Origin of the sequence: Oceanirhabdus seepicola, assembly GCF_023684385.1 — a bacterium.
Lineage (GTDB): Bacteria > Bacillota > Clostridia > Clostridiales > Clostridiaceae > Oceanirhabdus > Oceanirhabdus seepicola.
On the sequence record NZ_JAGSOJ010000002.1, the window covers coordinates 463,323 to 488,290 of the forward strand.

Genomic DNA, 24,968 nt, shown 5'->3' on the forward strand with positions numbered 1-24,968 from the left:
GAGTTAATAAAAAATAGAGAACATTGTTGTATTTTAAATACAATATTTTATCCTTGGATAAAATGAGTAAACTATTTGTCCTAAAGAACAATAAGATAAAGTTTCTGCCCTAAAGCAGAAACATCCATCATTCTCCATTCTCCATTATCAATTATACATTTCTTTTTTATGCCCTTTGGTTCTAAATAAATTATTAACAAATAAAAATAATATATGCCTTTATGAAGAAGTATTGTAAAATATAATATAGAGGCAAATTTTATTAGATGAGGTAATGAGATGAGAGTTTTTTATAGAAATATTAGCAAAATAGGGATTATATTATTGTGTATAATATTATTTTATGGGGAAGGCGTACAAGCTATTCATAGTGAATTTATAATGAAGCATGGATATTATGATAGTGATAAGGTTTGGAAGGTTGTGTTTAACGCTCCAATATCAGAAGAGTCACTAGATTATATTGGCGTATTTAAAGATAAAGAGGGAAAAGAAGCTGTAACAGGCATAAAGGTTAAGTATGGAGATAAAAATAAGAATACAATTTTCATATATCCCCCAAATACAGGATATATGAGAGGTGCCTATTACCTGATAATTAATAGTGAAGTAAAGACATCTAAGGAGGGCTTATCAACTCTTGATAAGGAAGTAGTTGCTAAGTTTAATGTGGAGACATTAGAGTTGAAGGGTGTTAACATAGAAAGCAATATATTTAAGCATTATGAAGTAGAAGAGGAAATGCTTAAGAATGATTTTTGGATAGACAACATAAAGGATAAGAATGTTCATGAGAATATAGAGGCGATTAATACTGCAAATGTTAAGAATGTAGATACTATGCTTGATATATATTCATTAAGAGAATCAATAAATAAAGATGAAATTATGAAAATGATAAATAGATACAAAATTCCAAGTAGAATTATGTACAATAAAGATGAAATAGAACTTAAAGATTGGTTTTATGATGAGATAATAAAAAATTTAAACAAGGATAAAATTAAGGATGAAACTAAGCTAAGATATGGAGTGGTTACTACGAGAAGTGATATTAGATCATTTCCTACTGATGTTGAGTTTCATAAAGTAAAAGGAGATAGATTTGATAGAATACAGGAAACTGCATTTGAAGCTGGTGAGGGAGTAACAGTTCTACATGAGAGTCTTGATGAAAATTGGTTATTTGTTCAGGGTCAAAACTATGCAGGTTGGATGAAAAGAGAGAATGTGGCATTTGACAGCAGAGAAGAGGTTCGGAAGTTTGTTGAAGCAGAAGAGTTTATTGTTATTACTCAGGATAGAGTGAGTGTTGAGTATAATGGAAAGAAATATTATTATTCAATGGGGGTAAAACTACCAATTAGGTATAAAGACATGGAGATGGAAAGGACATATGCTTCAATACCAATTAGAGATGAAAATGGGAACCTCAAGGTAGTACAAGCAAAGGTAAAAAATATTGATTATTCAGAAGGATACTTACAGGCTACAAGAGAAAACATAATAAAACAAGCTTTTAAACTTCAAGGGACGGATTATTCATGGGGGGATAAATCTGTTGGTAGAGATTGCTCAAGTACAATGATGGGGATATATAGAACTATGGGAATATATCTTCCTAGGAATACTGATGAGCAAGAGGATTCATATGGAAGTAGTACAAATCTTAATGGGTTGGATACAGATAGGAGATACGAAAAAGTAAAAGAACTTCAACCTGGAGATCTAATTTTTATGAATGGACACGAAGTTATGTATATTGGAAGATGGAAAGAAAGAGACTATATAATTCATAACTTTACAGGAGCTACTTTAAAGGATGATAAAGGTACGAGATATGGAGATGTTTTCAGAATGGCAGTTACTCCTTTAGATATGTTATCTGGATCAGGAAAATCTTATATAAATCTATATAGTTCATATCTAAAAATACTAGAGTAAAAAACATAGGAGTGGTCAAATTGGGGAAGAAGATTATAGGAATAAGTAGCAGTAGAGTAAATGGAAATACGGCAAAAAAACTTAATGAAATTGGAGAAATATTAAAAAGTAAGGGATATGAGTTTGAGATTGTGCATCTTATGAAACATAATGTTAAAGAATGTGTAGGATGTGAAACATGCCTTATAGGAGGGGGATGTCCTCTTAATGATGATGCTGAGATTATCATGGATAAATTAATTCAATCTGATGGTATTGTAATGAGTACACCAGTATATATGTTCAATATTTGTGGAAGACTTAAAACTTTTGTAGATAGAACATGTAGGTGGTTTCATAGAACAGAGATTTATGGTAAGCCTATCCTTAATTTAATAACTACTGCTGGAGGTGGGATTAAAGAAACGGGAAAATATATGAACCTTCTTGCTGTTGAGTGGGGAGCATATCCGTCAGGATGTGTGAAGAGAACTGTTATGAATCTTAAAGATAAGGTTAGAGAAAATGAGATTGAAAAGTTTATTATAAATATTGAGAAGGGGAGTGATACATTTAAACCTTCACTGAATATGTTGATGATGTTCAGCATGCAGAAAGTCCTTGCTCAGAAGGTTCTTGAACAGGATGAGGAATACTGGATTAAAAAGGGATGGATTGACAGTGATTATTTTTACAAATGCAAAATAAATCCTATAAATAAGGTGTTGTCAAAAGCTTTTTATAAAATGATGTACAAGAAGATCAAAAAGTCTATTTGAATATGCATTAGCTATACTGAAGGAGGAAAAGTGTTGAAAATTTTATATTATGACTGTTTCTCAGGGGTAAGTGGAGACATGAATTTAGGTGCATTGGTTGATATAGGTGTACCCAAAGAACTATTATTAAGTGAGATAAAGAAATTAAATATAGATGGAATCAGTATTGAGTTTTCTAAGAAAGATAAATTAGGTATATACGGTACAAAGGTAGATGTTATATATGAAGAAGGGCACGTTCATAGGAATATTAATGATATAAGAGAAATACTTGATAAGAGCGAACTGAGTGAAACTATTAAGAAACGTGCCATGAAAATGTTCATATTGATTGGAGAAGCTGAAGGTAAGGTTCATAACAAATCACTAGAGGAGATACATTTTCATGAGGTAGGTGCAATTGATTCCATTGTTGATGTTGTAGGTGCTGCTATATGCCTTGAATATCTAGATATTGATGAGATTTGGTGTTCAACAGTGCAGTTAGGTGGAGGGTTTGTAAAGTGTGCTCATGGCACAATACCAGTTCCAGCACCAGCTGTTTGTGAGATACTTAAAGATGTTCCTGTTAAAAGTGGTCTTGTTCAATTTGAGACATCAACACCAACAGGTGCTGCAATCATAAAAGGAAATGTGGATAAGTTCACGGACACACCAGATTTTAAGATAGTAAAGACTGGATACGGTGTGGGAACTCGTGATATGGATATACCAAATGTTCTTAGGGTATATATTGGGGAAGCCTCAAAAGGTGAAAATAAAGAAAAATTTATAATGAATAGAGAATTAATGATAGAGTGTAATATTGATGATATGAAGGCTGAGAGATTTGAATTCATAATGGAAAAAATATTTGAGATAGGTGCAAAAGATGTGTTTATGGAAAATATAATTATGAAGAAATCTAGACCAGGTGTAAAGCTAGGTGTATTGTGTGATGAGAATATAAGTGAGGATGTAATTAAATTTATTTTCAAGAATACAACTTCATTAGGCATAAGAAAATATTTCGTTGATAAAGTTATGATGAAAAGAAAATTTCAGGAGATTATGACTCCATGGGGAGCAGTTACAGTAAAGGGTGCTTTAATTGGAGATGAGGTGATAAAGTTTAAAGGAGAATATGATGATATCAAGAAAATTGTTCAAGAGCATGGGATATCATTTAATGAAGTAGAAGAATATATTATTAAAAATATATAGAATATTAGAAGGCAGATGGAGAATTAACTTCATCTGCCATTTATATTAATAGACCTCCAAATAAGAGGCTAGTGACATGAGGAAAGGTGCTTAATGGCTTCATAGGCTTCAAGAGTCTTCTTGGCAGTATATTTCCAAGAGAATAATTTAGCTCTTTCTAATCCTTTTTGTGATAGAGCATTTCTTAAGTTATCATCCTTTATAATTTTGCATATAGCATTGCTTATGGAATCAAGTTTATATGGATTTATTGGAATACAGGAATCAGCTACAACTTCAGGAATAGATGTTGTGGTTGAGCAGATTACAGGAGTACCACAACTCATAGCTTCTAGTGGAGGAAGTCCAAATCCCTCATAGTAAGAAGGATATACAAAAACTTCACATGCATTATAAAAGCTACTTACATGTTCTTCTGGTATAAAGCCAGCAAAAATAACATGATCTTCTATGTTCATATCAGAGCACATTGTCACTAGTTTCTGGCTTTTATCTCTATAGGAACCTAATATGACAAGTTTTATCTCTTCGTTTAATGATGAACGTACATTTGAGTAAGCTTCAATTAATGAGTTTACGTTTTTTCTATCACTGAAGCCTCCCATGTATAGGATGAATTTACTGTTAATATTATATTTTTCACTAATCAATTTTTTACAAGCATCTTTGTTTAATTGGCAAAAGTTAGAATTTGTAGCCAAAGGAGTTACAAATATTCTTTCAGGGTCAAAGGAAGGAAAGAATCGCATAATATCTTGTTTAGAATATTCAGAGACGGTGATAAGTCCATCACATGAATCGATTATATTTGGGATTTCTTTTAAAAACTTACATAGATAACCTTTTCCAACTGTTTCAGGCATAATGTAAGGTATAAGGTCGTGTATAGTTGCTACCTTGAGACAGTCAATTTCACTATTAAGTCCTATTCCATTCTGGGGAATATGGTATAGTTCTATATTATTTTTCTGTAAGTTATAGGGAAAAAAGTGTTGTTGGAAGAATCTATGATGTTTTTTTGATGTTAATACTTTTTTGCAAGGATTATTTAGTATATAATCTTTGCTTTTGCCAGACCAGTATAGCAAGTATTCGTTATCTGAATCTAAAGAGAGAAGCTCTCTTAGAAGGTTTTCAGTATAAGTACCGATGCCGGTGCCGTGATACCATGTAGCACTTCGACTATCAATGGCTATTTTCATTGAACCACTCCTAACAAGTTTAGAGTATATTCTTAGTATATTAGCAAACATAAAAAAGTGTGCTTTCACATATTAATAATAATTTTCATATACTAAAATAGTAATTAACTTTGTTTTGGGAGGCCTAAGTTGAATACTGGAGATGTACAGAATTTAATAAAAGATGCATATGGATTAAATATAGAGTGTATAAAGAAAATCAAAAATGTATACAGAATTAAAGGGGAAGGAAAATATTATTGCTTTAAGGTTATAAAGTATAAATTAGGGCATTTCCTTTTCATATTAGCTGCAATGAAACATCTTCAGAAGAATGAGTTTGAATATATACCAAAGTTTATAAAGTCATTAAAAGGTGAAGAGTACATTGAGATCGATGGAAAATATGCATATTTAACTGAATGGATGTGTTCCAGAGAGTGTAATTACGATAATCCTTTGGATATTAAGATTGCAACAGAAAAATTGGGGGAATTGCATAAAAAGAGTATGAACTTTGAACTAGATGAGGGAATGAGACCGAGAGTGGGATGGAATAGATGGATTGAGATATTTATGACCAGGCGGGATGAGATTCTAGATTTTAAAAGAAGAATAATGGAGAAAGAACATAAGAGTGAATTTGATATTAAGTATTTTAATGAGATTGAGAGTGAAATTAAGAGATGTGAGAGAGCGGTTAATAATCTGATGAAAAGTGATTATAGATTTGTAATGAAAAATGAGATAAAAAAACATGGATTCTGTCATCACGACTATGCAAATCATAATGTACTCATATGTAGTAATGGAGATGTAAGTGTAATAGATTTTGATTATTGCCTGTTGGATACACATCTTCATGATCTAGCGAGTCTACTTATAAGAAGAATGAAGAATGGGAAATGGAGCATAGGTAATGCAAAGTATATTTTAGATTGTTACAGTGAGAAAAAAGTGATATATAACAATGAGATACCAATCATGGCAGCGTTTATAGAGTTTCCGCAAGCATTCTGGCAAGTAGGAATACAGTATTATTGGGAGGAACAACCTTGGGGTGAGGAGTTCTTTTTAAAGAAACTTCAAAAGATACTTGTGGATAGGGAAGAGAGACAAGAATTTGTTGATGAATTTAAGTTGTTTAAGCTTTGAGGTGATATTATGGAGCGATTGATTAATTTTAAAGAATATATTATCAGGAGAGGTGTCTTGGTCACAGAATTTCATATGGTGAATATGAATGAAGTTGACGAGAAGTTTAATGAAGTGAAAATAGCACGGGATGATGTGCATAAATTTATCTTTTCTTTGAATGAATTTCATCGTAAGGCTATGGGGTATGATAATTACATGATTGAGAAGTTACCAAATAGAACTGGTATGTTGTTTGAACAGTATAAAATTTTATATAGAAAAGTTTATAGATATATAGAGAAACTTAGGAAAAATGGAGCGAAAGATTGCTGTCAAGAAATGATTGTACAAGAAGGCGTCAATATACTTAAAAGGGCTAATAAGGCTTTAGAGCATAATGTGATTGATAATTATCTATCTATTTTGAAAAGAAGCATGGAGCGAGTAGAGATATGCATAGGACATAGCAAATTTGGAAATATTATCGGGAATTATCCTGTAATGGTTTTGGATATTTCACAATGTGGTTATGATATTGTTGAAACTGATATGATTAAATTTATTGTTAGGTTGAAGAGAAAAAATATTGTGATGGATTGGAACAATGTAATTGATGAATTTATAGAGTGCGAGGAGCTGGATGAGAATAGTAGAATGTATATTCAGTCATGTGTATCATACCCATATGAGTTTATGAGAAACTGTTTAAGGTACTTTCAAGGTAAAAAAGATTGGTCACCTGAGAGATATAGAGATAAACTTCAGAAAGCGATTATTCAAGATGGAGATTCAATAATTTGAAGGTGGTAAATATTGTGGAAACAAGAATTAAAGATAGAGAATATTTGAAACAGTATGACCTAGATATTGATATTTTTAAAGAATTTAATTTAGAAATTGTAGATGTAATACCAACTAGAAAAGTGTATTTGGCAATAGGGGAAGATAAAGAATATGTTCTAAAGAGAGTTGACTACAAAAAAGAGGATATTTACTTTATAAAATATCTTATTGATTCTTTTAAGAATAATGGGTTTAATAGATTGTTTGATTACGTTAAAACAAGAGATGGGGCATTATATTTAACATATGAAGGAAGTACTTATTGTATGATGGAGTATGTAAAAGGGCGGGAATGTCAATGTTCAAATCCTATAGATATAGATATAGCAACAAAAGGGATAGGTGAGCTTCATCTAGCAGGAAGGAACATTGAGGTAAATATGCCTGGAAAGAATCTAATAGGAGAGATGGAACAAATTTTAAGTAATAAAACACAGGTGATTAAAGAAATTCAAAAGCAGGTGTGTAAGTTTCCTCATTTTAGAGAGTTTGATGAAATGTTCATGGAAAATGTGCAGTACTATATTGAGCAAATGAAGAATAGTGTTAAAGGTATTAAAAAAAGTTCTTATAAGGAATTATGTGAAGACAGTAGATATCACACTATATGTCATCATGATCTTGCCTATCATAATATTTTAATCAATGAGGAAGAAGCATTTTTTGTTGATTTTGATTATGCCATTAGAGATATTAAAGTTCATGACTTACGGAATTTTATTAACAAGGTTATGAAAGAATATTTCTATGATATTGAAGTGGCAGAAAAAATTTTGCAGCAATATAGAAAGATTAATACTCTTGATAAGAAAGAAATTGAGGTGCTTTACTACTTGTTGATGTTCCCTGAGGATTTTTACAGCATTTCAGCAGCTTATTATAAAAGGTTAAAGAAATGGGAAGAGGGAACATTTATAAAGAGATTTGAGAAAAAGGCAGCGTTTAGGGAAGACCGTGAAAAGTTTCTCATAGAGTTCAAAAATAGATTCTTGTAAAAAGGGAAGAAATAAAAGGTAAATGGGAACTTCAGAACAAATGGATAATGTATAATGGACAATTGATAATGATGGATGATTCTCACTTGCGTGAGAACCTGCATTGTATTGTTCTTTAGAACAAGAAAGATTTACTCATTTTATCTTTAGATAAAATATTGTAGTTTAAATACAATGTTTCATCCAAGATGAAACGAGTAAAATTATAATGTCCAAGGAACAATATAATTAAGATTTCTCGGAGAGAAATGTCAATCATTCTCCATTATCAATTTTCCATTAGGTTTTTAAAGCACGGTTCACCGTGCTTTGTTTGGGTGATAGTTTTCAAAATTGTTGAAAAATGATTGATAATAGAATAGCTCTGTGATAATATTAGCTTGAAAGAAAAGCTCACATAAATTGTGAATTTAGGTTCTTTGGTATAGTTCCATATGCCTTATTTAAGATTAATAGGGAAAGAGGTGTGAAGCCTCTACAGCCCCCGCTACTGTAAGAATGTATGAAACCTAGGTATGCCACTGCAATGCTGTTTTGTGGGAAGGTTAGGGAGTAAGTTAGGTATATTTTCATATCCTTTAATATTCGAGTCAGGAGACCTGCCTAAAATTCAAAGTATATCTTCGGAGGGAAGAGATTGCGGTTAGTTATAGAGTTTGTATTATCACAGTGTTTATTACCATTCAGAGAAGTATGGTTGATTTAAAGTACTTTCTTAGGTGTATGCAACTGATAAATTCTAAAACTTAGCATAATGCTGTCCTACGGGTCAGTTTTTTTATTTTGTGTAATCTTACACTGGTTCTCCTTAGTCATGTGAGCAAAAAAGAAAAATCATTTCTTATGATTTATTCGAAGAGGAGGAAAAAGGTTATGAAAGCAAAAATTAAGTTATTCATTATCATGGCATTTGTGTTTGTTATGGCACCTGTAACTGTACAAGCTATGCACATTATGGAGGGATATCTTCCATTAGGATGGGCTATATTATGGTCTGTTGCATGTATACCATTTTTAATTATGGGGTTAAAAAGATTAAGAGAAATATATGGAGCGAGCAGTACAAATAAGATGCTTTTAGCTCTATGTGGTGCATTCGTTTTCGTTTTATCAGCACTTAAGATACCTTCTGTTACTGGAAGTTGTTCACACCCAACAGGAGTTGGTTTAGGAGCGGTTATGTTTGGACCGTCTGTAATGAGTATATTAGGAATAATAGTATTATTATTTCAATCATTACTTCTAGCGCATGGTGGATTAACTACTTTAGGAGCAAATACATTCTCAATGGCAATTGTGGGACCATTCGTTGCATATGGAGTGTACAAGTTTATGAAGAAAAAAGGAGCTAGTATCGGAGTATGTGTGTTTTTAGCAACTGCATTAGGTGATTTGGTAACATACTGTGTTACTGCATTCCAGTTAGCTCTAGCATATCCAGATCAGGTTGGAGGATTTACAGCTTCATTATCTAAGTTCTTAGGAATATTTGCTTTAACTCAAGTACCTCTTGCTATTATTGAGGGATTAGTATCAGCGTTAATATTTACTGTATTAATTGAAAATAAAGCATTAAGAGAGGACGGTGCTATAAATGAAATCTATTAATAAGAAATTGGCAATTATTTTACTTATAATAGCTATGGTTATAGCTCCAATAATGATCAAAAAAGGAGCAGAATTTGGAGGAGCAGACGGAGAAGCAGAGGTTGCAATAACAGAAATAAACCCTGATTATGAACCATGGTTTTCTAGTATATGGGAGCCACCAAGTGGAGAAATTGAGAGTATGCTTTTTTCTCTACAAGCTGCTATAGGATCTGGAATAATATTTTATATATTAGGTTACTTGAAAGGAAAAAATAAAAATGCTGCTAATAGATAAGTATGCATATACAAATAAATTAAGAAAAATTAATCCCATGGTGAAGTTCTCCTTTGCCATGGGGATGCTTATATTTTCACTTCTTCCAATACCATTATGGCTCTATGGAGGAGTAAGTTTGATTATGGGTTACTTAACTGTAAAATCAGCGGGTATTCCTATAAAGAATTATTCAAAGATGCTTATGATTCCATTTACTTTTTTAGTTTTAAGTGTTATCTCCATAATAATATCATTTGGAGAAAGTGGAGAAGTATTTATGTGGGCTACTAAAGTAAGAGGAATTTATATTGGAATAACACCACAAGGGATAGAGATGAGTTTAAGATTATTGCTTAGATCTACAGCTTGTATTACGTGTATGTATTTTTACTCCCTTACAACTCCTTTAGACCAGCAGATACAGGTTTATAAGAAATTAAGGATACCTAAGGAAATAATTGAGTTAATGGTTCTAATTTATAGGTTTATATTCATCTTTCTTGAAGAGGCAAAGGAAATACGAAATGCTCAGGAGATGAGATTTGGTTACAACACTTTTAAGCAAAGTTGTCATTCATTTTCATTAATGATAAAAGTACTATTTATAAGGGTTATGCAGAGAAATAAAGATATGCAAATATCCCTTGAAAGTAAGTTTTTTAACGGCGAATTTCATATTTGAATATGCATTAGATATTTGAATATGCCTTGAAAATCATAAAGAGTAGAAGGAGAATGTGATGATAAAGATAGAAGGATTAAGCTACACCTATGAGGATGGGACAGAAGCTTTGAAGAATCAATCTTTTGATTTTTCAAAAGGAGATATAATTGCTATTATAGGAGCAAATGGTGCAGGGAAATCTACTTTGTTTTTAAATATAATGGGTATCATTAAGCCAAGTAAAGGTAAGATAATGTTCGATGGGCAGGGGCTTAAATATAACAAGAAAGCCTTAAGAGAATATAGAAAAAAGATAGGAATTGTATTTCAAGATCCTGACAAGCAGATATTTTATTCTAATGTATTTGATGATGTTGCTTTTGCACTGAGGAATATTGGTATTGAAGAAAGTGAGATAAATACAAGAGTTAATAGAGCTCTTAGTGAGGTTGATGCTTTAGAGTTTAAGGATAAACCAGTTCACTTTCTTAGTATGGGACAGAAGAAGAGAGTGGCTATAGCTGGTACGCTTGCTATTGATCAGGATATTATTCTTTTTGATGAACCAACAGCAGGATTGGATCCTGTTATGACTGAGGAGATAATAAAGATTCTTTTCGAATTGAAAGCTCAAGGGAAGAAGATTATTATATCAAGTCATAATATGGACCTTATTTACAGAGTTAGTGATTATGCATATATTTTGTGTAAAGGTGAGATAATCAGCGAGGGGAAAACAGAGGAAGCATTTTTAGATGAGGATGCATTAAGAAGATCTGGATTGAATGAACCTTGGCTTGTAAAGATGCACAGAAATTTGAATATACCGCTTTTTAAGAAAGAAGAAGACTTTTTTGAATTTATGAAAAAACAATAGTGAAAAAACATAATGGATAATTGAGAATGGAGAATGATGGTTATACATTATCCATTCTCGATTATCCATTTCTTTTAAGCACGGTTTACCGTGTTTTTTTTGCGTACATTGTTAATTATGTATTGTTTTTGTACAATGAGTTAGTCTGATTTTATGATATAATTATTTTGTAAAAAAAGTAATTAATATAAGGATATAGATAAAGAACAAATCAAATGATTAACCGATAGTATAAATATTTGTTCTTTGAATAAAATAAAGCTTAAAAATAGGTAAGTTATTAAGGATTGGGGTGTTAATATGAATGAGTTTATAAAAAAATATCAATTTAATTATATAAATAAAAAACTAATAGATTTAGAAAAAACTTTTAATGAGTGTATTGATTCACAAGTAAAAGAAGCTAGTAAATCAATGATTCAAAACAAAATTTATAATGTTTTCGAGACAATAAGTGAAGAAGAAAAAGCTTTATTAAGCATAGAAAAGATTGAGAGATTTTCACAAATCAAAAGTTATTTAAATAAAATAACTCCCTATGTATATGGAATGCCAAATGTATCACAATCACAAATACGCAAATTATTTAAAAAAGAGAAGAAATTGAAACTTCCGGATATTGATAACATTGAATTTTCTTCTTTAGTATACCTGGGTTGGAGAGATATAGGTAAGGATAAATTATATATCGTTTATTATTTGAATGATAAATTAGTTGGTATGATTTGTAGAATTACTAAGGTTGCTTCAAAAGGATATAATATATGTGCATTATGCAATTCTTTTGGTAAAAGTGATGAAGTAGCATTCGTTTCAGTAGTTTGTAAACGTAGTGCAAATTATAAATCAAGAGGATTTTATCTATGTATGGATAGTGAAAAATGCAATGAGAGAATCACAAGCATTTCAAAATTAGAGGAACTTATAAATAAAACGACCTAGAAAAACATAGTTGAGAGTGTAACAAAAGCATAATGGATAATTGATGATGTAGTTTCTGACATTAGTGAGAAGCTACATCTTTATTTTTATTTATACAATAAATCTTTGTATTAAGAAGTAGAACAAGAATAAACTTTAATAGATATTCATATGATTATGTGAATATGAAATGAAGGAGGGTATAATGGCAAAAAAAGAATTCTCGAAATATTATAAATTCTTCGGTTTTTTTGGATTTTACGGGTTTTATGGATTTCGTGGTTTCAAAGGTGATAAATTAGATTTTTTATTTTTCCCATGTTTTCTCTTTTTCCTTTTCTTCTTTGATAAACACGATAATTAAATAATATTTATAAAATATTTATAAAAAAATGAATTAAGGAACCTTGAAAAAAATAGGTTCCCTTTAAATCTTATCGTATGCCTCTAAAGTTTCGACAGCTGTTTTTCTCCATGAGTAAGTAGAATTTACTTTCAGCCCTTTAGATATCAGTTCTTGTTGTAGAGCAGGGGTATTTAGCAAGTGAAGTATCTTTTCACTTATTTCATCAATATTATTAGGGTCAACGTATAAAGCACCATCTTTTAGTACTTCTGGTACTGAGGTGACATTTGATGCTATTACAGGTGTACCACATGCCATAGCTTCTAATGGAGGCAGTCCAAATCCTTCGTAGAATGATGGGAATAAGAATAAGGATGCTGCATTATATAAGAATGGCAGATAAATGTTATCTACAAATCCAGTAAAGAGCACATAATCTGTTAGGTTATGATTATCAACATATTCTTTATAAAGAGTATAGGAGATACCTTTTTTTCCGGCTATGACCAATTTGTATCTATTCTTTAGTTTTTCAAAATTTTTTTCATAAGCTTTGATTATTCCCCATATATTTTTTCTAGGGGTGAACCCTCCAATATAGAGTATATAATCATTTTCAATATGAAATTTATTTTTAATTAAGTACTTGGATAATTTATTGTTAATCGGCTTATAGGTAACATCACTTGCAAGATGTGTCACGAAAATTTTTTCTTCAGTGAAAGAGAATTCCTTGAGTATATCCTGTTTTGAAAACTCGGAAACTGTGATTATACCATCAGCTTGTTTCATTATTTCATGGATTTTATTGTGGAACATATGGTTGAATGTTTCACTAACAGTTTCAGGCATTCTGAGGGGAATTATATCGTGTAAGGTAACAACTAGGGGGCATTTTTTGTTTTTGGGTAATCCTATTCCATTTTGTGGGGTGTGAAATATATCTAAATCGCTAGATAACTCATATTGATCGCTGTCAACCCTATTCCAGAATCCATCCTTGTTACCACCAGAAATTGAATGAAAAGTGATGGGAGAATCATAGGAAGACAGATTATTAATGAAAGAATTATTTGGGGTATATAAGTTATATGAATGGGGTGTAAAAGGTAGAATGTTTTCAATAAGTTTATAAGAATAGTTTCCTATTCCTGTACCCTTATACCATGCCGCAGCTCGGCAATCAAAACCTATCCTCATAATAGTTACTCCTTATTTTGCACTATAATTCATTATATTATAGGTTAACTTTTATGTGAAAAGTAATTAAATGTGCTAAAACCTTTTTAAGGTTCATATAAATTTATAGGGAGGTGATTGAGTATGATGCGTGAACTGGAGATAGAAAGGCAGTTCAATATAAGAATAGAAACAATGAAACCAAAGCGAGGGGTATATTACCTCAAGACAAACAAAGGGAAGAAGTGTTTAAAAAGGATAAATTATGGAGTTCAAAAGTTATTTTTTATTTATGGGGCTAAAGAGCATTTGATTCAAAATGGATTCGCTAACGTGGATAGATATATTATAAATGTTGAAGAGAATCCGTATGCTATGGTTAATGAGGATATATATACTTTATCAAATTGGATAGAGGGTAGAGAATGTGATTTCTATAATGATGATGACCTCAAGCTCGCTGCTAAGAATTTAGCAAAGCTTCATATTGCTTCAAAAGGGTATGAGCCACCTGAGAACAGTAAGTTAAAAACAGATATTGGTAGATGGCCTCATTTAATGGAGAAGAGAGTTAAATCTTTTTCTAAGATGAAGAATATGGTACGGAAGAAAAAAGGTAAGAAGAGTGATTTTGATATTAAATATGTAAACAACTTTGAATTCTTCATGGATTTAGGAATAAGGGCTCAAAAGGTACTAGCATCATCAGAGTATGAGAAATATTGTAGTATTGCAGAAGAAGATAAGAGTTTTTGTCATCATGATTACACATATCATAATATTATTATGGGTGAAGATGAAAGTGTAAGTGTTGTGGATTTTGATTATTGTAAGAGAGAGATAAGAGTATATGATATATCAAACTTTATTATCAAAGTTTTAAAAAGAAGAGATTGGGATATTAAATATGCTAAACTCATTCTAGATGCTTACAATGAGGTAAGTCCACTTGAAGAAGGAGAGTATAAGGTTCTCTATGCATTCTTATTGTTCCCACAGAGGTTCTGGAGATTGTGTAACAGGTATTATTATAATGAGGTTAACTGGATACAGAATACATTCACAAAAAAAATCGATAACATGGTAGGAGAGAAGGAGAACTATAGCAAGTTTATTGAGGATTTTGCTAGTGAATATAATCAGAGTGAATAATTTAAAATGAAGAGGTTGAGCATTTTCAGAAACTCAACCTCTTATATTTGTGTAAATTATCACAAAATTGAGGTTTCTACATATAATGAATATACAGTAATATTAGGAGTGTATCATGAATATAGGTGATATTGTTGTCAGGAAGTCATACGATGAAGACATTACATTTAAGGTGATTGGTATAAGAGAAGATGACCAGGGAAAAGAAATATGTGAATTAAAAGGGGTAAATATTAGAATTGAGGCAGATTCACCAATTGAAGATCTAAAAGTTGTTCACCAGGAAGATGAAGGTAAGGCTGATAAGGTGTTTAATGAGAAGATAAACCAATCTATAAAGAAAGTCATAGCTCAACGTAATGGGAAAGATAATGCTCACTATGTATTTAATAATATCTCCAGAGGAAAAGATAAATCAAAAAAGGGGAGCAAAACAAAAGAGAAGAAAACGAATAAAGAGAGAGAAATGATATTTGGGAGACCGGGAAGAATACTTCACGTAGATGGTGACTCTGAATATCTAGAGGTATGTCTAAAAACATATAAGGAGCTGTCATTAGAGGTAGTAGGAAAAGCCGTAAAAGAAGCAGATCAACCTAATGTTATTGTTGACTTAGTTAGACAAGTAAAGCCTGATATTATAGTAATTACAGGACACGATAGCATGGTTAAAAATGCAAAAGATTACACTGATTTATCTAATTATAGAAATTCAAAGTATTTTGTTCAGTGTGTACTCAAACTTAGAAATTATGAGCCTAATTATGATGATCTCGTAATTTTTGCTGGTGCATGTCAATCAAATTATGAAGCGCTGTTGGATGCTGGTGCTAATTATGCAAGTTCACCAAATAGAGTGTTGATACACTGTCTAGACCCTGTGATGGTATGTGAAAAGGTTGCTTATTCAAATATAAAAGAAATTGTTGCAATAAAAGATATAATAGATAGTACAATAACAGGTATAAAAGGAATTGGTGGGTTGGAAACCAGAGGGAAATATAGAGAAGGATATCCAAAATCAATTTATCTTAAGTAAAAATTGAATATTTTAAAAATTTATAGTTTGTTTTACGAATAATGGACATAAACATCTGCCAAACTAGAATAATGAATCTTATTAAGAAATGGAGGACGTATTTTGAAACATCAAATGAAAACCTTAAGTGCAATAAAAGAAGAGATAGAAAATCATGTAGGAGAAAAAATAGTCTTAAGGGATAGTGGTGGGAGAAGGAAAGTATTTGTAAAAAATGGAGTCATTGAAAAAACTTACACCAGTATATTTGTTATTAAATTAGATGATAGTAATGATAGAAGAATAAGTTATAGTTATTCTGATGTTCTTACTAAAACAGTTCAAATCGTTTATGCTAGCTAAAAAAAAAAATAAAAATTCCTCATATTTATAGATAATACCTTATATAAATTAATTAGTAGGTATTATTTATAAAAGGGGGAATAGTCCGTGGAACTGATAAAAGAGAATATAGAATTTGAAAAGATGTTAGGTGAAAATTTTAATGATACGATTATTCATGAAGAATATATTGTACCAGACACACATCCAGATATAAGTGAAATTTTAATGATAAACTCTAAGATGAAAAATATCCATAAAGAGATGATGAAAGACAAAGTTCATGTTAACGGAGAAATTGATTTTACAATTCTTTACACAACAATGGAAGATGAAGAGGAAGTTGTTTGTTCTTTGAATTATACAAAGACTTTCGCAAGCATTATTGAAATGACTGGAGTAAATCATGAAATGATAAGCGAAGCAGAATGTAGTATTGAACATATGGAGTGTATAATACTAAATTCAAGAAAGGTATGTGTAGAAGGCGTTGTCAATGTAAAAGTTGAAGTATCAAAGATGAACAATCTTGATATAGTAAAGGCTATAGACATGGGTAGTGATGTTCAATGCGCTGAAAAACATATGCATATGGATAAGATAATAGGAATGGTAAATGGCGATATCACTGGTGAAACTGAGATTCTTATACCAGTTCATATGCCAGAAATTTATGAAGTTATGGATTGTAGTGTTACATTCAAAAGTAAAGAAATAGTTTTGTATGATGATATGGTTAAGTTTTCTTGTAGAGCTTGCATAAAAATATTGTATAGAGCTATGAATACTCATGAGTTGTGCGTTATTGAAAATGATGTTTATCTTGAGAAAGAATGCGAACTTAGCGGTGTATCATCTATGATGGCACATTTAGGCAAATTTACGATTAAGAATATCTCACATATGATTAAGGCAAATGAAGAAGGGGAAATGAAGTGCATATTCGTTGATATGATAATAGGTATTTTCTGTAAAGTTATGGATGTAGTATCTATGAATCTTATTGAAGATGCATATTCTCCTACTATGATGCTTGAGATGGCAAAAGAGTCAGTTGAAATGGATGTAATCCACAAAATTGTCAAAGAGGAATTGGTAGTAAAAGGCAAAATAGAGATAGATGATGACATCCCAAGACCAAAAGAAATATTATTCACAAGTGGAGATATATGTATAACTGAGAAAAGAATTGTTGAGGATAAGGTACTTGTTGAGGGCGTAATGAAGGTTAGTGTTCTTTATAAAGCTCATGATAAAGATCACGGATATGTATTTGCTGTATATGAAGAGATTCCATTTGATCATTCAATGGAAGTTCATGGAGCTAAGATCCATATGCATAGCATACTGAAAGCATCACTTGATCATATAGAATGTGATATTGAGCATGATGAGATCAAGATTAAAGGTGTAATTGACATGACTTGTAAAGTTACCTACAAATCACAAAAAGAATTCTTAATGGATGTATGTGAAAAAGAGGGCGAACCTCCTAAGAAAAAGGGAAGCTTTATAATTTATGTTGTACAGAGTGAAGATACTCTTTGGAAGGTAGCTAAGAAATATAATACAACTATAGATTTAATCTGTAAGATTAATGACATCACCGAGGGCGATATAAAAGCAAATACTAAGCTTATAATTCCAGGAAGAGCAGTAATCTAACAGAAATTTTAGGTTGATACTTCTGATAAAGAGATATATTTAAACATGAAAAGGACTTCGATGAGGGCCTTTTCATGTTTTTTTGAAGATTTATATGAGTAAAACATCTATCCATTCTCAATTTGTTTTTTAGCACGCAGAGCGTGCCTTTGTTATGTTATAATATAGTTAAATTTATGGTAAAGAAATTATTGTACACTGGAAGAAGGCATATGCCGAAGATAAAGAAGGTTTCGGGGTGGAGAAAATGGAAATTGCAGTGGTTGGAATAAATCATAATAATGCACCAGTTGATGTACGTGAGAGAGCGGCTTTTACAGACACAAGCAAGATTGATGTGATTAATGAACTTATGGATTCAGGTATAGAAGAGGTCATAGTCCTTTCAACTTGTAATAGAAGTGAGGTTTATGTTGCTTATAGCAAAAAGATTGATGGTAAGAATATTCTTAAAGATGTTTATAAAAAGAAATTCAAATGTGTTGATTTAGACCTTTTTTTATTTGCTAAGAAAGGGAGAGAGGCAGTTGAACATATTTTTAGAGTAGCAAGTGGAATGGATTCTATTGTTCTAGGAGAAGATCAGATACTTGGGCAGGTTAAGGATTCATTAACACTCTCAATGGAGTTAGGATCAAGTAAAAAGCTACTTAATAGGTTATTTAGAGATGCGGTAACGGCTTCTAAAGAGATTAAGAATAAACTTAAGATATCTGAGATTCCTCTTTCTACTAGTTATATTGGTGTTAAGTTAATAAAAGAGAGAATTGGAGATTTAAAGGGTAAGAATGTACTGATAATAGGAGTAGGGCAGATAAGTAAGTTAACTCTCAAATATTTATTATTGGAAGAGTTGAATTCTATAAAGATAACAAATAGAACTCATGGAAATTTAAAAGAGCTCTCGGTGGAGAGTTCCAAAATTGAACTTGTTAATTATTGTGATAGATATGATGTTTTAAAAGATGTGGATGTTGTGATTTCAGCAACTTCAGCACCCCATGTTATATTGAGTGTGGAGAAAATGCCAGAGTTGAATAAGAAATTGTATATTTTAGATTTAGCAGTTCCAAGGGATATAGACCCAAAGGTTGGAGAAAATTCATCTATTGAACTTTTAGATATTGATGATTTAGAGAAGATTTCATCTAATAATATGGAGAAGAGAGAAGGAATGAAAGAACAAGCTGATGAGATAATCAGTGAATATATATATGAATTTCATGAATGGAAGAAAAGAACTAAGATCGATCCTGTTATAAAGGATTTAAAGGAAAAGTGTGAAGAGATAGAAAAAGATACTCTTGAATATATTTTTAGAAAATCAAATATGGAATTAAGAGATCAGAAGATTGTTCAGAAGATGTTAAATTCAGCCCTTAAAAGAGTTATTAGAGATCCAATAATAAAACTTAAAGAATTAGAAGATGATGAAAGAGAAAATTATATGGATGTGGTTAAAGAATTATTTAAGTTATAGATAAACTGTACTGAAACTTGATTTGTTCAAGTTCCAAAATCTCAATGTTTTTATGAGTTATGGACTTGGATAAATCAATAGTTGAAGTAGTTTATCTACATAAGAGGTGTTTTAATGTTTGTACCATTGAATGTTAACTTAGAAAACAAAAAGATACTAATAATAGGGGGAGGGAAGGTTGCCTTAAGGAAGGTGAACTTTTTCCTTCAATATGGTTGTAATATAGAAGTTGTGGGGAAAAATATAGCCCAGGAAATATATGAGGTCACAGAAAATAGCAACTCAAGAGTAACTTTGATTCAAAGAGAGTTTGAAATGAATGATTTATATGGAAAATACATTGTAATCATTTCAACAGATAATTTTAAGTTGAATGAGCAAATTGCTAATAAGTGTGAAGAAAGAGGAGTACTTTATACAAACTGTAGTAATGGAGAGGTATCATCATTTTCATTACCAGCAGTGGTTAAAAGAGGAGACCTTTCTGTTGCAATATCAACAAATGGAAAGAGTCCTGCACTTAGTAAGAAGATAAAAAAAGAGATTAGTGACATATATAAGAATGAATATGAGGAGTTCCTAGAACTATTAGGAGAGTTGAGATATGTAGTTCTTAAAGGTGAGAGTGATGATAGGGTTAAGAGGAAATTATTGAATGAAGCAGTGAATATGAATATAAATGAATTGAGAGAATTTATTAACAATTATAGAGGAGAGAAATTATGAAGATTATTGTTGGGTCTAGAGGGAGTAAGCTTGCATTAACTCAAACCAAATGGGTACTTAATAAAATAAAAGAGAAGAATCCTCATGTGGATTTTGAGATAAAAGTTATAAAGACAAAGGGTGATAAGATTCTTGATAAGGCTCTTGATAAGATAGGAGATAAAGGGCTGTTTGTTAAAGAAATTGAAGAGGCTCTTTTAAATGGAGATGTAGATTTAGCGGTTCATAGTATGAAGGATATGCCCTCTGCATTACCAGAAGGATTAAGGTTTTCTCATGTTACAGAGAGAGAAGATCATAGAGATGTAATTGTATTAAAGGAAGGAATTAAGTCTTTTCAAGAGTTGCCTGAAGGGGCTAGAATTGGGACAGGAAGTAAGAGAAGAAAGTATCAACTTCTTAAGGCGAGACCTGATATAGAGATTGTACCTATAAGAGGAAATGTTGAGACAAGAATATCAAAGATTGAAAGTGAAAATCTCAGTGGAGTTATACTTGCAGCTGCGGGAATAAAGAGATTAGGTATACATGAGAAGATGAAAGATAGAATAGAATATCTTTCAGAAAATCTTATTGTACCAGCACCAGCACAAGGAATATTAGCACTTGAAATAAGAGATGGAGATATTGAACTTCATGGAATGATAGAAAAGATAAGAGACAAAAAAACTGAAGTAGAGGCAAAAGCAGAAAGAGCTTTTCTTAAGGGGTTAAATGGAAGTTGTCATATTCCTATAGGTGCATACTGCAGCGTACTTGGTGACGAAATAGTAATGACAGGAATTTATGGTGATGGAGAAGGGCAGAATATTTTAAAGGCAGAAATAAGCGGAAGTAGAGAAGAAGCTGAAAAAGTAGGAAAAGCATTAGCGGATAAACTTTTAGAGGAGATGAAGAGGAATGAAGGGTAAGGTTTTTCTTGTTGGAGCAGGACCAGGTGATTTTGGATTAATAACTTTAAAAGGATTGCAATGTATAAGAAAAGCTGATGTGCTTGTTTATGATAGACTTGCTAATGAAGAGTTCTTGAAGGAAACAAAAGAGGGCTGTGAATATATTTATGTTGGGAAGAAGTCTAGTGAACATACAAAAACTCAGGATGAGATAAACGAAATTATATTTAAAAAAGCTCAGGAAGGTAAGATTGTAACAAGACTTAAAGGTGGAGATCCTTATGTTTTCGGAAGAGGAGGAGAGGAAGGAGAATACCTTTACGATAGAGATATAAAATTCGAGGTTATTCCAGGTATAAGTTCTTCTATAGGAGGGCTGGCATATGCAGGTATTCCTATAACACATAGAAATTATGCTTCATCTTTTCATGTAATCACTGGACATTTAAAGGATGATAATCAAGAGTTAAATTGGAAAGCACTAAGCGAGGTTAATGGAACACTTGTGTTTTTAATGGGAATGTCAAATTTAGAGAAGATCACAGAGAGTCTTATTGAGAATGGTAAGGATAAAAACACAGCTGTTGCAATAGTAAACTGGGCTACAAGACCTGAACAGAGAGTGGTTCAAGGGGAACTTCATAATATAGTTGAGATTGTTAAAAAAGATGGTATTGGCTCGCCTAGCGTAATAGTTGTGGGTAATGTAGCAACCCTTAGAGATAAATTAAACTTCTTTGAGGATAAGCCTCTTTTTGGAAAGAATATTGTAATTACAAGAAGCAGAGCACAGAGTAGTTCACTTGTAAAGAGTATTGAAGAACTTGGTGGCAGAGCTGTAGAGATGCCAGCAATAAAGATTAGAAAGATAGAGAACAATAAAAAACTAGAAAAAAGCATAGAAAACTTAAAGGACTATGATTATATAGTATTTACAAGTACAAATGGAGTGGATATATTCTTTGAGGAATTATTCCAAAAAGGATTCGATAGCAGAGCTTTAGGAAACTGTAAGATTGCTGCTATTGGAAAAGGAACGGAGGAAAGATTATCAACTTTTGGATTGAGAGCAGATATAGTCCCAGAGAGAGCAATTGGTGAAGCATTATTAGAGGAATTATCAAATGTGGTTGATAGTAATAGTAATGTACTGATTCCAAGAGCAGAAGGGGCTAGAAGATTAATTGTTGAAGAACTTTCAAAAGTATGTAAAGTTGAAGAGGTAATTACATATACAACCGTAAAAGATTGTCCAAATAAAGATGAGTTATTGAGTAAGTTGAAAGAGAATAAGGTTGACTACATTACTTTCACAAGTTCATCTACTGTTAAGAATTTTATTGAAATCATAGGAGATGAAAATATTGGATTATTAGATAATGTTAAATGTATATCCATAGGACCTATAACTTCAAAAACAGCAAAGGAATTGGGAGTGAAGATATACAGAGAAGCAGAGGAGTCTTCTATTGAAGGAGTATTAGAAACAATTATCAACGAGGAGGAATAGAATCTTGGGAACTATAAGAAGGACAAGAAGATTAAGAAGAAATGAAACAATAAGAAGCATGGTTAGAGAGACAAAATTAACTTTAGATGACTTGGTTTACCCACTTTTTATCATAGAAGGAGAAGGGATAAAAAATGAGATAAAGTCAATGCCAGGAAACTATCATTTCTCAGTGGATATGCTAGAAGAAGAGATAAATGAACTTGTGACAATCGGAATTAAATCAGTTATATTATTTGGAATACCTGGTGAAAAAGATGAAGTGGGCAGTGATGCTTATGATGTTAATGGAATTGTACAGAAAGCTGTTAGAAAAATAAAAGAGATTAGCTCTGAGATGTACGTTATAACTGATGTGTGTATGTGTGAGTATACATCACATGGGCATTGTGGAATATTAACATCTAGTGGTGATGTTGAGAATGATACAACTGTTGAGTATCTTAAGAGAATAGCCGTTAGTCATGCTAAAGCAGGGGCTGATATGATTGCTCCTTCGGATATGATGGATGGAAGAGTTAAAGGTATTAGAGAAGCTCTTGATGAATGGGGATATAAAAATACTCCTATAATGGCCTATAGTGCTAAATATGCATCTTCATTTTACGGTCCATTTAGAGATGCTGCAGAGTCAGCACCAGCTTTTGGCGATAGAAGAGCATATCAGATGGACCCTGCAAATAGTGATGAGGGTATAAGAGAAGTGGAGATTGATATTGAAGAGGGTGCTGATATTGTAATGGTTAAGCCAGCGCTATCCTATCTTGATATAATTAGAAGAGTTAAGGATAATTTCAATATACCTATAGCTGCGTATAATGTAAGTGGTGAATATTCAATGCTTAAGATGGCTGTTGAGAATGGACTTATGAATGAAAAAGTAATATATGAGGCCTTATTATCCATAAAAAGAGCAGGGGCGGATATAATAATAACATACTTTGCAAAGGATATTGCTAAGAAGAAGGAGTGGATCTAGCATGAAGCATAATAAATCCAGTGAGATTTTTAATGAAGCTAAGAAGTACATACCAGGTGGAGTAAATAGTCCAGTTAGGGCTTTTAGATCAGTTGGATTAGACCCTATTTTCATTGAAAGAGGTGAAGGGGCAAAGATTTATGATGTTGATGGAAATGAGTACATAGATTACATATGTTCATGGGGTCCATTGATTCTTGGACACAGTAATGAAAAGGTATTAGAAGGAATAGATGAAGTTTTGAGAAGGGGGACTAGCTACGGTGTTCCTACTGAAATTGAAGTAAAGATGGCGAAATTGATTGTGGAAGCTTATCCATCTATAGATATGGTTAGAATGGTTAACTCAGGAACAGAGGCAACAATGAGTGCCCTAAGAGTTGCTAGAGGATATACAGGAAGAAATAAAATACTAAAGTTCGAAGGATGTTATCATGGTCACTCTGATTCTTTATTGGTTAAATCAGGGTCAGGAACTTTAACATTTGGAGTGCCTACTAGTCCAGGGGTACCAGCTGATACTGTTAAAGATACTTTAGTAAGTAGATATAATGATTTAGATGCTGTGAAGAAAATTTTTGAAGAGCAAGGAGAAGAAATAGCTGCTATTATTGTTGAGCCAGTAGGTGGAAACATGGGAGTTGTTCCAGGAAAGAAAGCGTTCTTACAAGGACTTAGGGATATATGTGATGAATATGGAGCAGTACTTATATTTGACGAGGTTATTACTGGATTTAGACTAGCGTATGGTGGAGCACAGGAGGTTTATGGAGTTGAGGCTCATATGACTTGCTTCGGTAAAATTATTGGTGGGGGACTTCCAGTAGGGGCATATGGTGGAAAGAAGGAAATTATGGATATGGTTTCGCCAGTTGGACCTGTATATCAAGCTGGAACTCTATCAGGAAATCCACTTGCTATGCATATGGGATACAATAACTTAAGAATTTTAAAGGATAATCCACAGATATATGAGGGTATTGAAGCAAAGGCTAAGAGATTAGAAGATGGCTTTAGAAAGAATATACACGAATTAAATATCAGTGCTGAGGTTGTTAGATTCAAGGGAATGGTATGTGTGTTCTTTGCAGAGGGTGAATTCCATAGTTATGATGATGTTAAGAATTGTGATACAGATATGTATTCTAGATACTTCAAAGGAATGTTAGAGAGAGGAGTCCTTCTTCCACCAGCTCAATTTGAAGGAATGTTTCTATCGAGTGAGCATACAATAGAACATATAGAAGAGACAATAAAAATTCAATATGATGTTTTAAGGGAGCTGTAG

General features: G+C 32.0%; 24 protein-coding genes and 1 riboswitch. Of the genes, 22 read left to right on the forward strand and 2 right to left on the reverse strand.

The features are described 5' to 3' along the window. Positions 1-279 precede the first annotated feature (279 nt). Genes KDK92_RS09710 through larC form a run of 3 tightly spaced genes read left to right on the forward strand, consistent with a single transcriptional unit; the run spans position 280 to position 3,905 of the window. Positions 280-1,944: an SH3 domain-containing protein gene (locus KDK92_RS09710; RefSeq protein ID WP_250859067.1), complete on the forward strand. Its 1,665-nt coding sequence runs from the start codon at positions 280-282 to the stop codon at positions 1,942-1,944. A 20-nt stretch (positions 1,945-1,964) separates the two neighbouring features. Continuing rightward, a complete protein-coding gene (locus KDK92_RS09715) occupies positions 1,965-2,702 on the forward strand; it encodes a flavodoxin family protein (RefSeq protein WP_250859068.1) in 738 nt (245 codons plus the stop codon). 33 nt (positions 2,703-2,735) lie between these two features. Next, complete coding sequence (gene larC, locus KDK92_RS09720; protein WP_250859069.1) at positions 2,736-3,905, forward strand: nickel pincer cofactor biosynthesis protein LarC; 1,170 nt, start codon at positions 2,736-2,738, stop codon at positions 3,903-3,905. 68 nt (positions 3,906-3,973) lie between these two features. Here larC and KDK92_RS09725 read toward each other — a convergent pair whose 3' ends face one another. After that, entirely contained in the window at positions 3,974-5,107 is a 1,134-nt protein-coding gene (locus tag KDK92_RS09725) for a glycosyltransferase family 4 protein (protein ID WP_250859070.1), read from the reverse strand. Positions 5,108-5,236: 129 nt separating this feature from the next. Here KDK92_RS09725 and KDK92_RS09730 point away from each other — a divergent pair, with 129 nt between their 5' ends. The 9 genes from KDK92_RS09730 (at position 5,237) to KDK92_RS09770 (ending at position 12,754) form a co-directional block, all read left to right on the forward strand. Beyond that, on the forward strand, positions 5,237-6,241 hold the full coding sequence (locus tag KDK92_RS09730; RefSeq protein WP_250859071.1) for a CotS family spore coat protein: 1,005 nt from the start codon (positions 5,237-5,239) through the stop codon (positions 6,239-6,241). A 9-nt stretch (positions 6,242-6,250) separates the two neighbouring features. Continuing rightward, positions 6,251-7,024: a hypothetical protein gene (locus KDK92_RS09735; protein ID WP_250859072.1), complete on the forward strand. Its 774-nt coding sequence runs from the start codon at positions 6,251-6,253 to the stop codon at positions 7,022-7,024. A gap of 14 nt (positions 7,025-7,038) precedes the next feature. Then, the gene (locus KDK92_RS09740) at positions 7,039-8,061 is read left to right on the forward strand and encodes a CotS family spore coat protein (RefSeq protein ID WP_250859073.1); all 1,023 of its coding nucleotides are present in this window, start codon (positions 7,039-7,041) and stop codon (positions 8,059-8,061) included. A 395-nt stretch (positions 8,062-8,456) separates the two neighbouring features. Beyond that, a riboswitch (cobalamin riboswitch) is annotated at positions 8,457-8,683 on the forward strand. A 251-nt stretch (positions 8,684-8,934) separates the two neighbouring features. Further along, positions 8,935-9,669: an energy-coupling factor ABC transporter permease gene (locus KDK92_RS09745; protein ID WP_250859074.1), complete on the forward strand. Its 735-nt coding sequence runs from the start codon at positions 8,935-8,937 to the stop codon at positions 9,667-9,669. Continuing rightward, positions 9,656-9,946 carry an energy-coupling factor ABC transporter substrate-binding protein gene (locus KDK92_RS09750; RefSeq protein WP_250859075.1) on the forward strand — a complete coding sequence of 97 codons (291 nt, stop codon included), beginning with the start codon at positions 9,656-9,658 and terminating at the stop codon, positions 9,944-9,946. Before KDK92_RS09745 ends, KDK92_RS09750 begins: the two co-directional genes overlap by 14 nt. Continuing rightward, a complete protein-coding gene (cbiQ, locus tag KDK92_RS09755) occupies positions 9,930-10,610 on the forward strand; it encodes a cobalt ECF transporter T component CbiQ (protein ID WP_250859076.1) in 681 nt (226 codons plus the stop codon). The genes KDK92_RS09750 and cbiQ overlap by 17 nt, the downstream gene beginning before the upstream one ends. 58 nt (positions 10,611-10,668) lie before the next feature. Then, on the forward strand, positions 10,669-11,469 hold the full coding sequence (locus KDK92_RS09760; RefSeq protein WP_250859077.1) for an energy-coupling factor ABC transporter ATP-binding protein: 801 nt from the start codon (positions 10,669-10,671) through the stop codon (positions 11,467-11,469). 300 nt (positions 11,470-11,769) lie between these two features. Continuing rightward, a complete protein-coding gene (locus KDK92_RS09765) occupies positions 11,770-12,411 on the forward strand; it encodes a FusB/FusC family EF-G-binding protein (RefSeq protein ID WP_250859078.1) in 642 nt (213 codons plus the stop codon). A gap of 184 nt (positions 12,412-12,595) precedes the next feature. Further along, a complete protein-coding gene (locus tag KDK92_RS09770; RefSeq protein WP_250859079.1) occupies positions 12,596-12,754 on the forward strand; it encodes a hypothetical protein in 159 nt (52 codons plus the stop codon). 63 nt (positions 12,755-12,817) lie between these two features. On the opposite strand, the gene KDK92_RS09775 is transcribed toward KDK92_RS09770, so the two are convergent. Beyond that, a complete protein-coding gene (locus KDK92_RS09775) occupies positions 12,818-13,936 on the reverse strand; it encodes a glycosyltransferase family 4 protein (protein ID WP_250859080.1) in 1,119 nt (372 codons plus the stop codon). 123 nt (positions 13,937-14,059) lie between these two features. Here KDK92_RS09775 and KDK92_RS09780 point away from each other — a divergent pair, with 123 nt between their 5' ends. The 10 genes from KDK92_RS09780 (at position 14,060) to hemL (ending at position 24,968) form a co-directional block, all read left to right on the forward strand. After that, positions 14,060-15,067: a CotS family spore coat protein gene (locus KDK92_RS09780; RefSeq protein ID WP_250859081.1), complete on the forward strand. Its 1,008-nt coding sequence runs from the start codon at positions 14,060-14,062 to the stop codon at positions 15,065-15,067. 115 nt (positions 15,068-15,182) lie between these two features. Next, positions 15,183-16,106 carry a sporulation peptidase YabG gene (gene yabG / locus KDK92_RS09785; protein ID WP_250859082.1) on the forward strand — a complete coding sequence of 308 codons (924 nt, stop codon included), beginning with the start codon at positions 15,183-15,185 and terminating at the stop codon, positions 16,104-16,106. 114 nt (positions 16,107-16,220) lie between these two features. After that, entirely contained in the window at positions 16,221-16,448 is a 228-nt protein-coding gene (locus tag KDK92_RS09790; RefSeq protein WP_250859908.1) for a Veg family protein, read from the forward strand. A gap of 87 nt (positions 16,449-16,535) precedes the next feature. Beyond that, the gene (locus KDK92_RS09795) at positions 16,536-18,092 is read left to right on the forward strand and encodes a DUF3794 and LysM peptidoglycan-binding domain-containing protein (protein WP_250859083.1); all 1,557 of its coding nucleotides are present in this window, start codon (positions 16,536-16,538) and stop codon (positions 18,090-18,092) included. Between the two features lie 247 nt (positions 18,093-18,339). Continuing rightward, positions 18,340-19,572: a glutamyl-tRNA reductase gene (gene hemA, locus KDK92_RS09800; protein WP_250859084.1), complete on the forward strand. Its 1,233-nt coding sequence runs from the start codon at positions 18,340-18,342 to the stop codon at positions 19,570-19,572. Between the two features lie 114 nt (positions 19,573-19,686). Then, positions 19,687-20,298 (forward strand): precorrin-2 dehydrogenase/sirohydrochlorin ferrochelatase family protein, encoded by a 612-nt coding sequence (locus KDK92_RS09805; RefSeq protein WP_250859085.1) that lies wholly within the window; start codon positions 19,687-19,689, stop codon positions 20,296-20,298. Continuing rightward, positions 20,295-21,209, forward strand: coding sequence for a hydroxymethylbilane synthase (gene hemC / locus KDK92_RS09810; RefSeq protein ID WP_250859086.1), 915 nt, complete (start codon positions 20,295-20,297; stop codon positions 21,207-21,209). The genes KDK92_RS09805 and hemC overlap by 4 nt, the downstream gene beginning before the upstream one ends. Then, entirely contained in the window at positions 21,199-22,701 is a 1,503-nt protein-coding gene (gene cobA / locus KDK92_RS09815; protein ID WP_250859087.1) for a uroporphyrinogen-III C-methyltransferase, read from the forward strand. Before hemC ends, cobA begins: the two co-directional genes overlap by 11 nt. Before the next feature lie 58 nt (positions 22,702-22,759). Continuing rightward, positions 22,760-23,680 (forward strand): porphobilinogen synthase, encoded by a 921-nt coding sequence (gene hemB, locus KDK92_RS09820; RefSeq protein WP_420852339.1) that lies wholly within the window; start codon positions 22,760-22,762, stop codon positions 23,678-23,680. 1 nt (position 23,681) lies between these two features. Next, positions 23,682-24,968 (forward strand): glutamate-1-semialdehyde 2,1-aminomutase, encoded by a 1,287-nt coding sequence (gene hemL / locus KDK92_RS09825; protein ID WP_250859089.1) that lies wholly within the window; start codon positions 23,682-23,684, stop codon positions 24,966-24,968.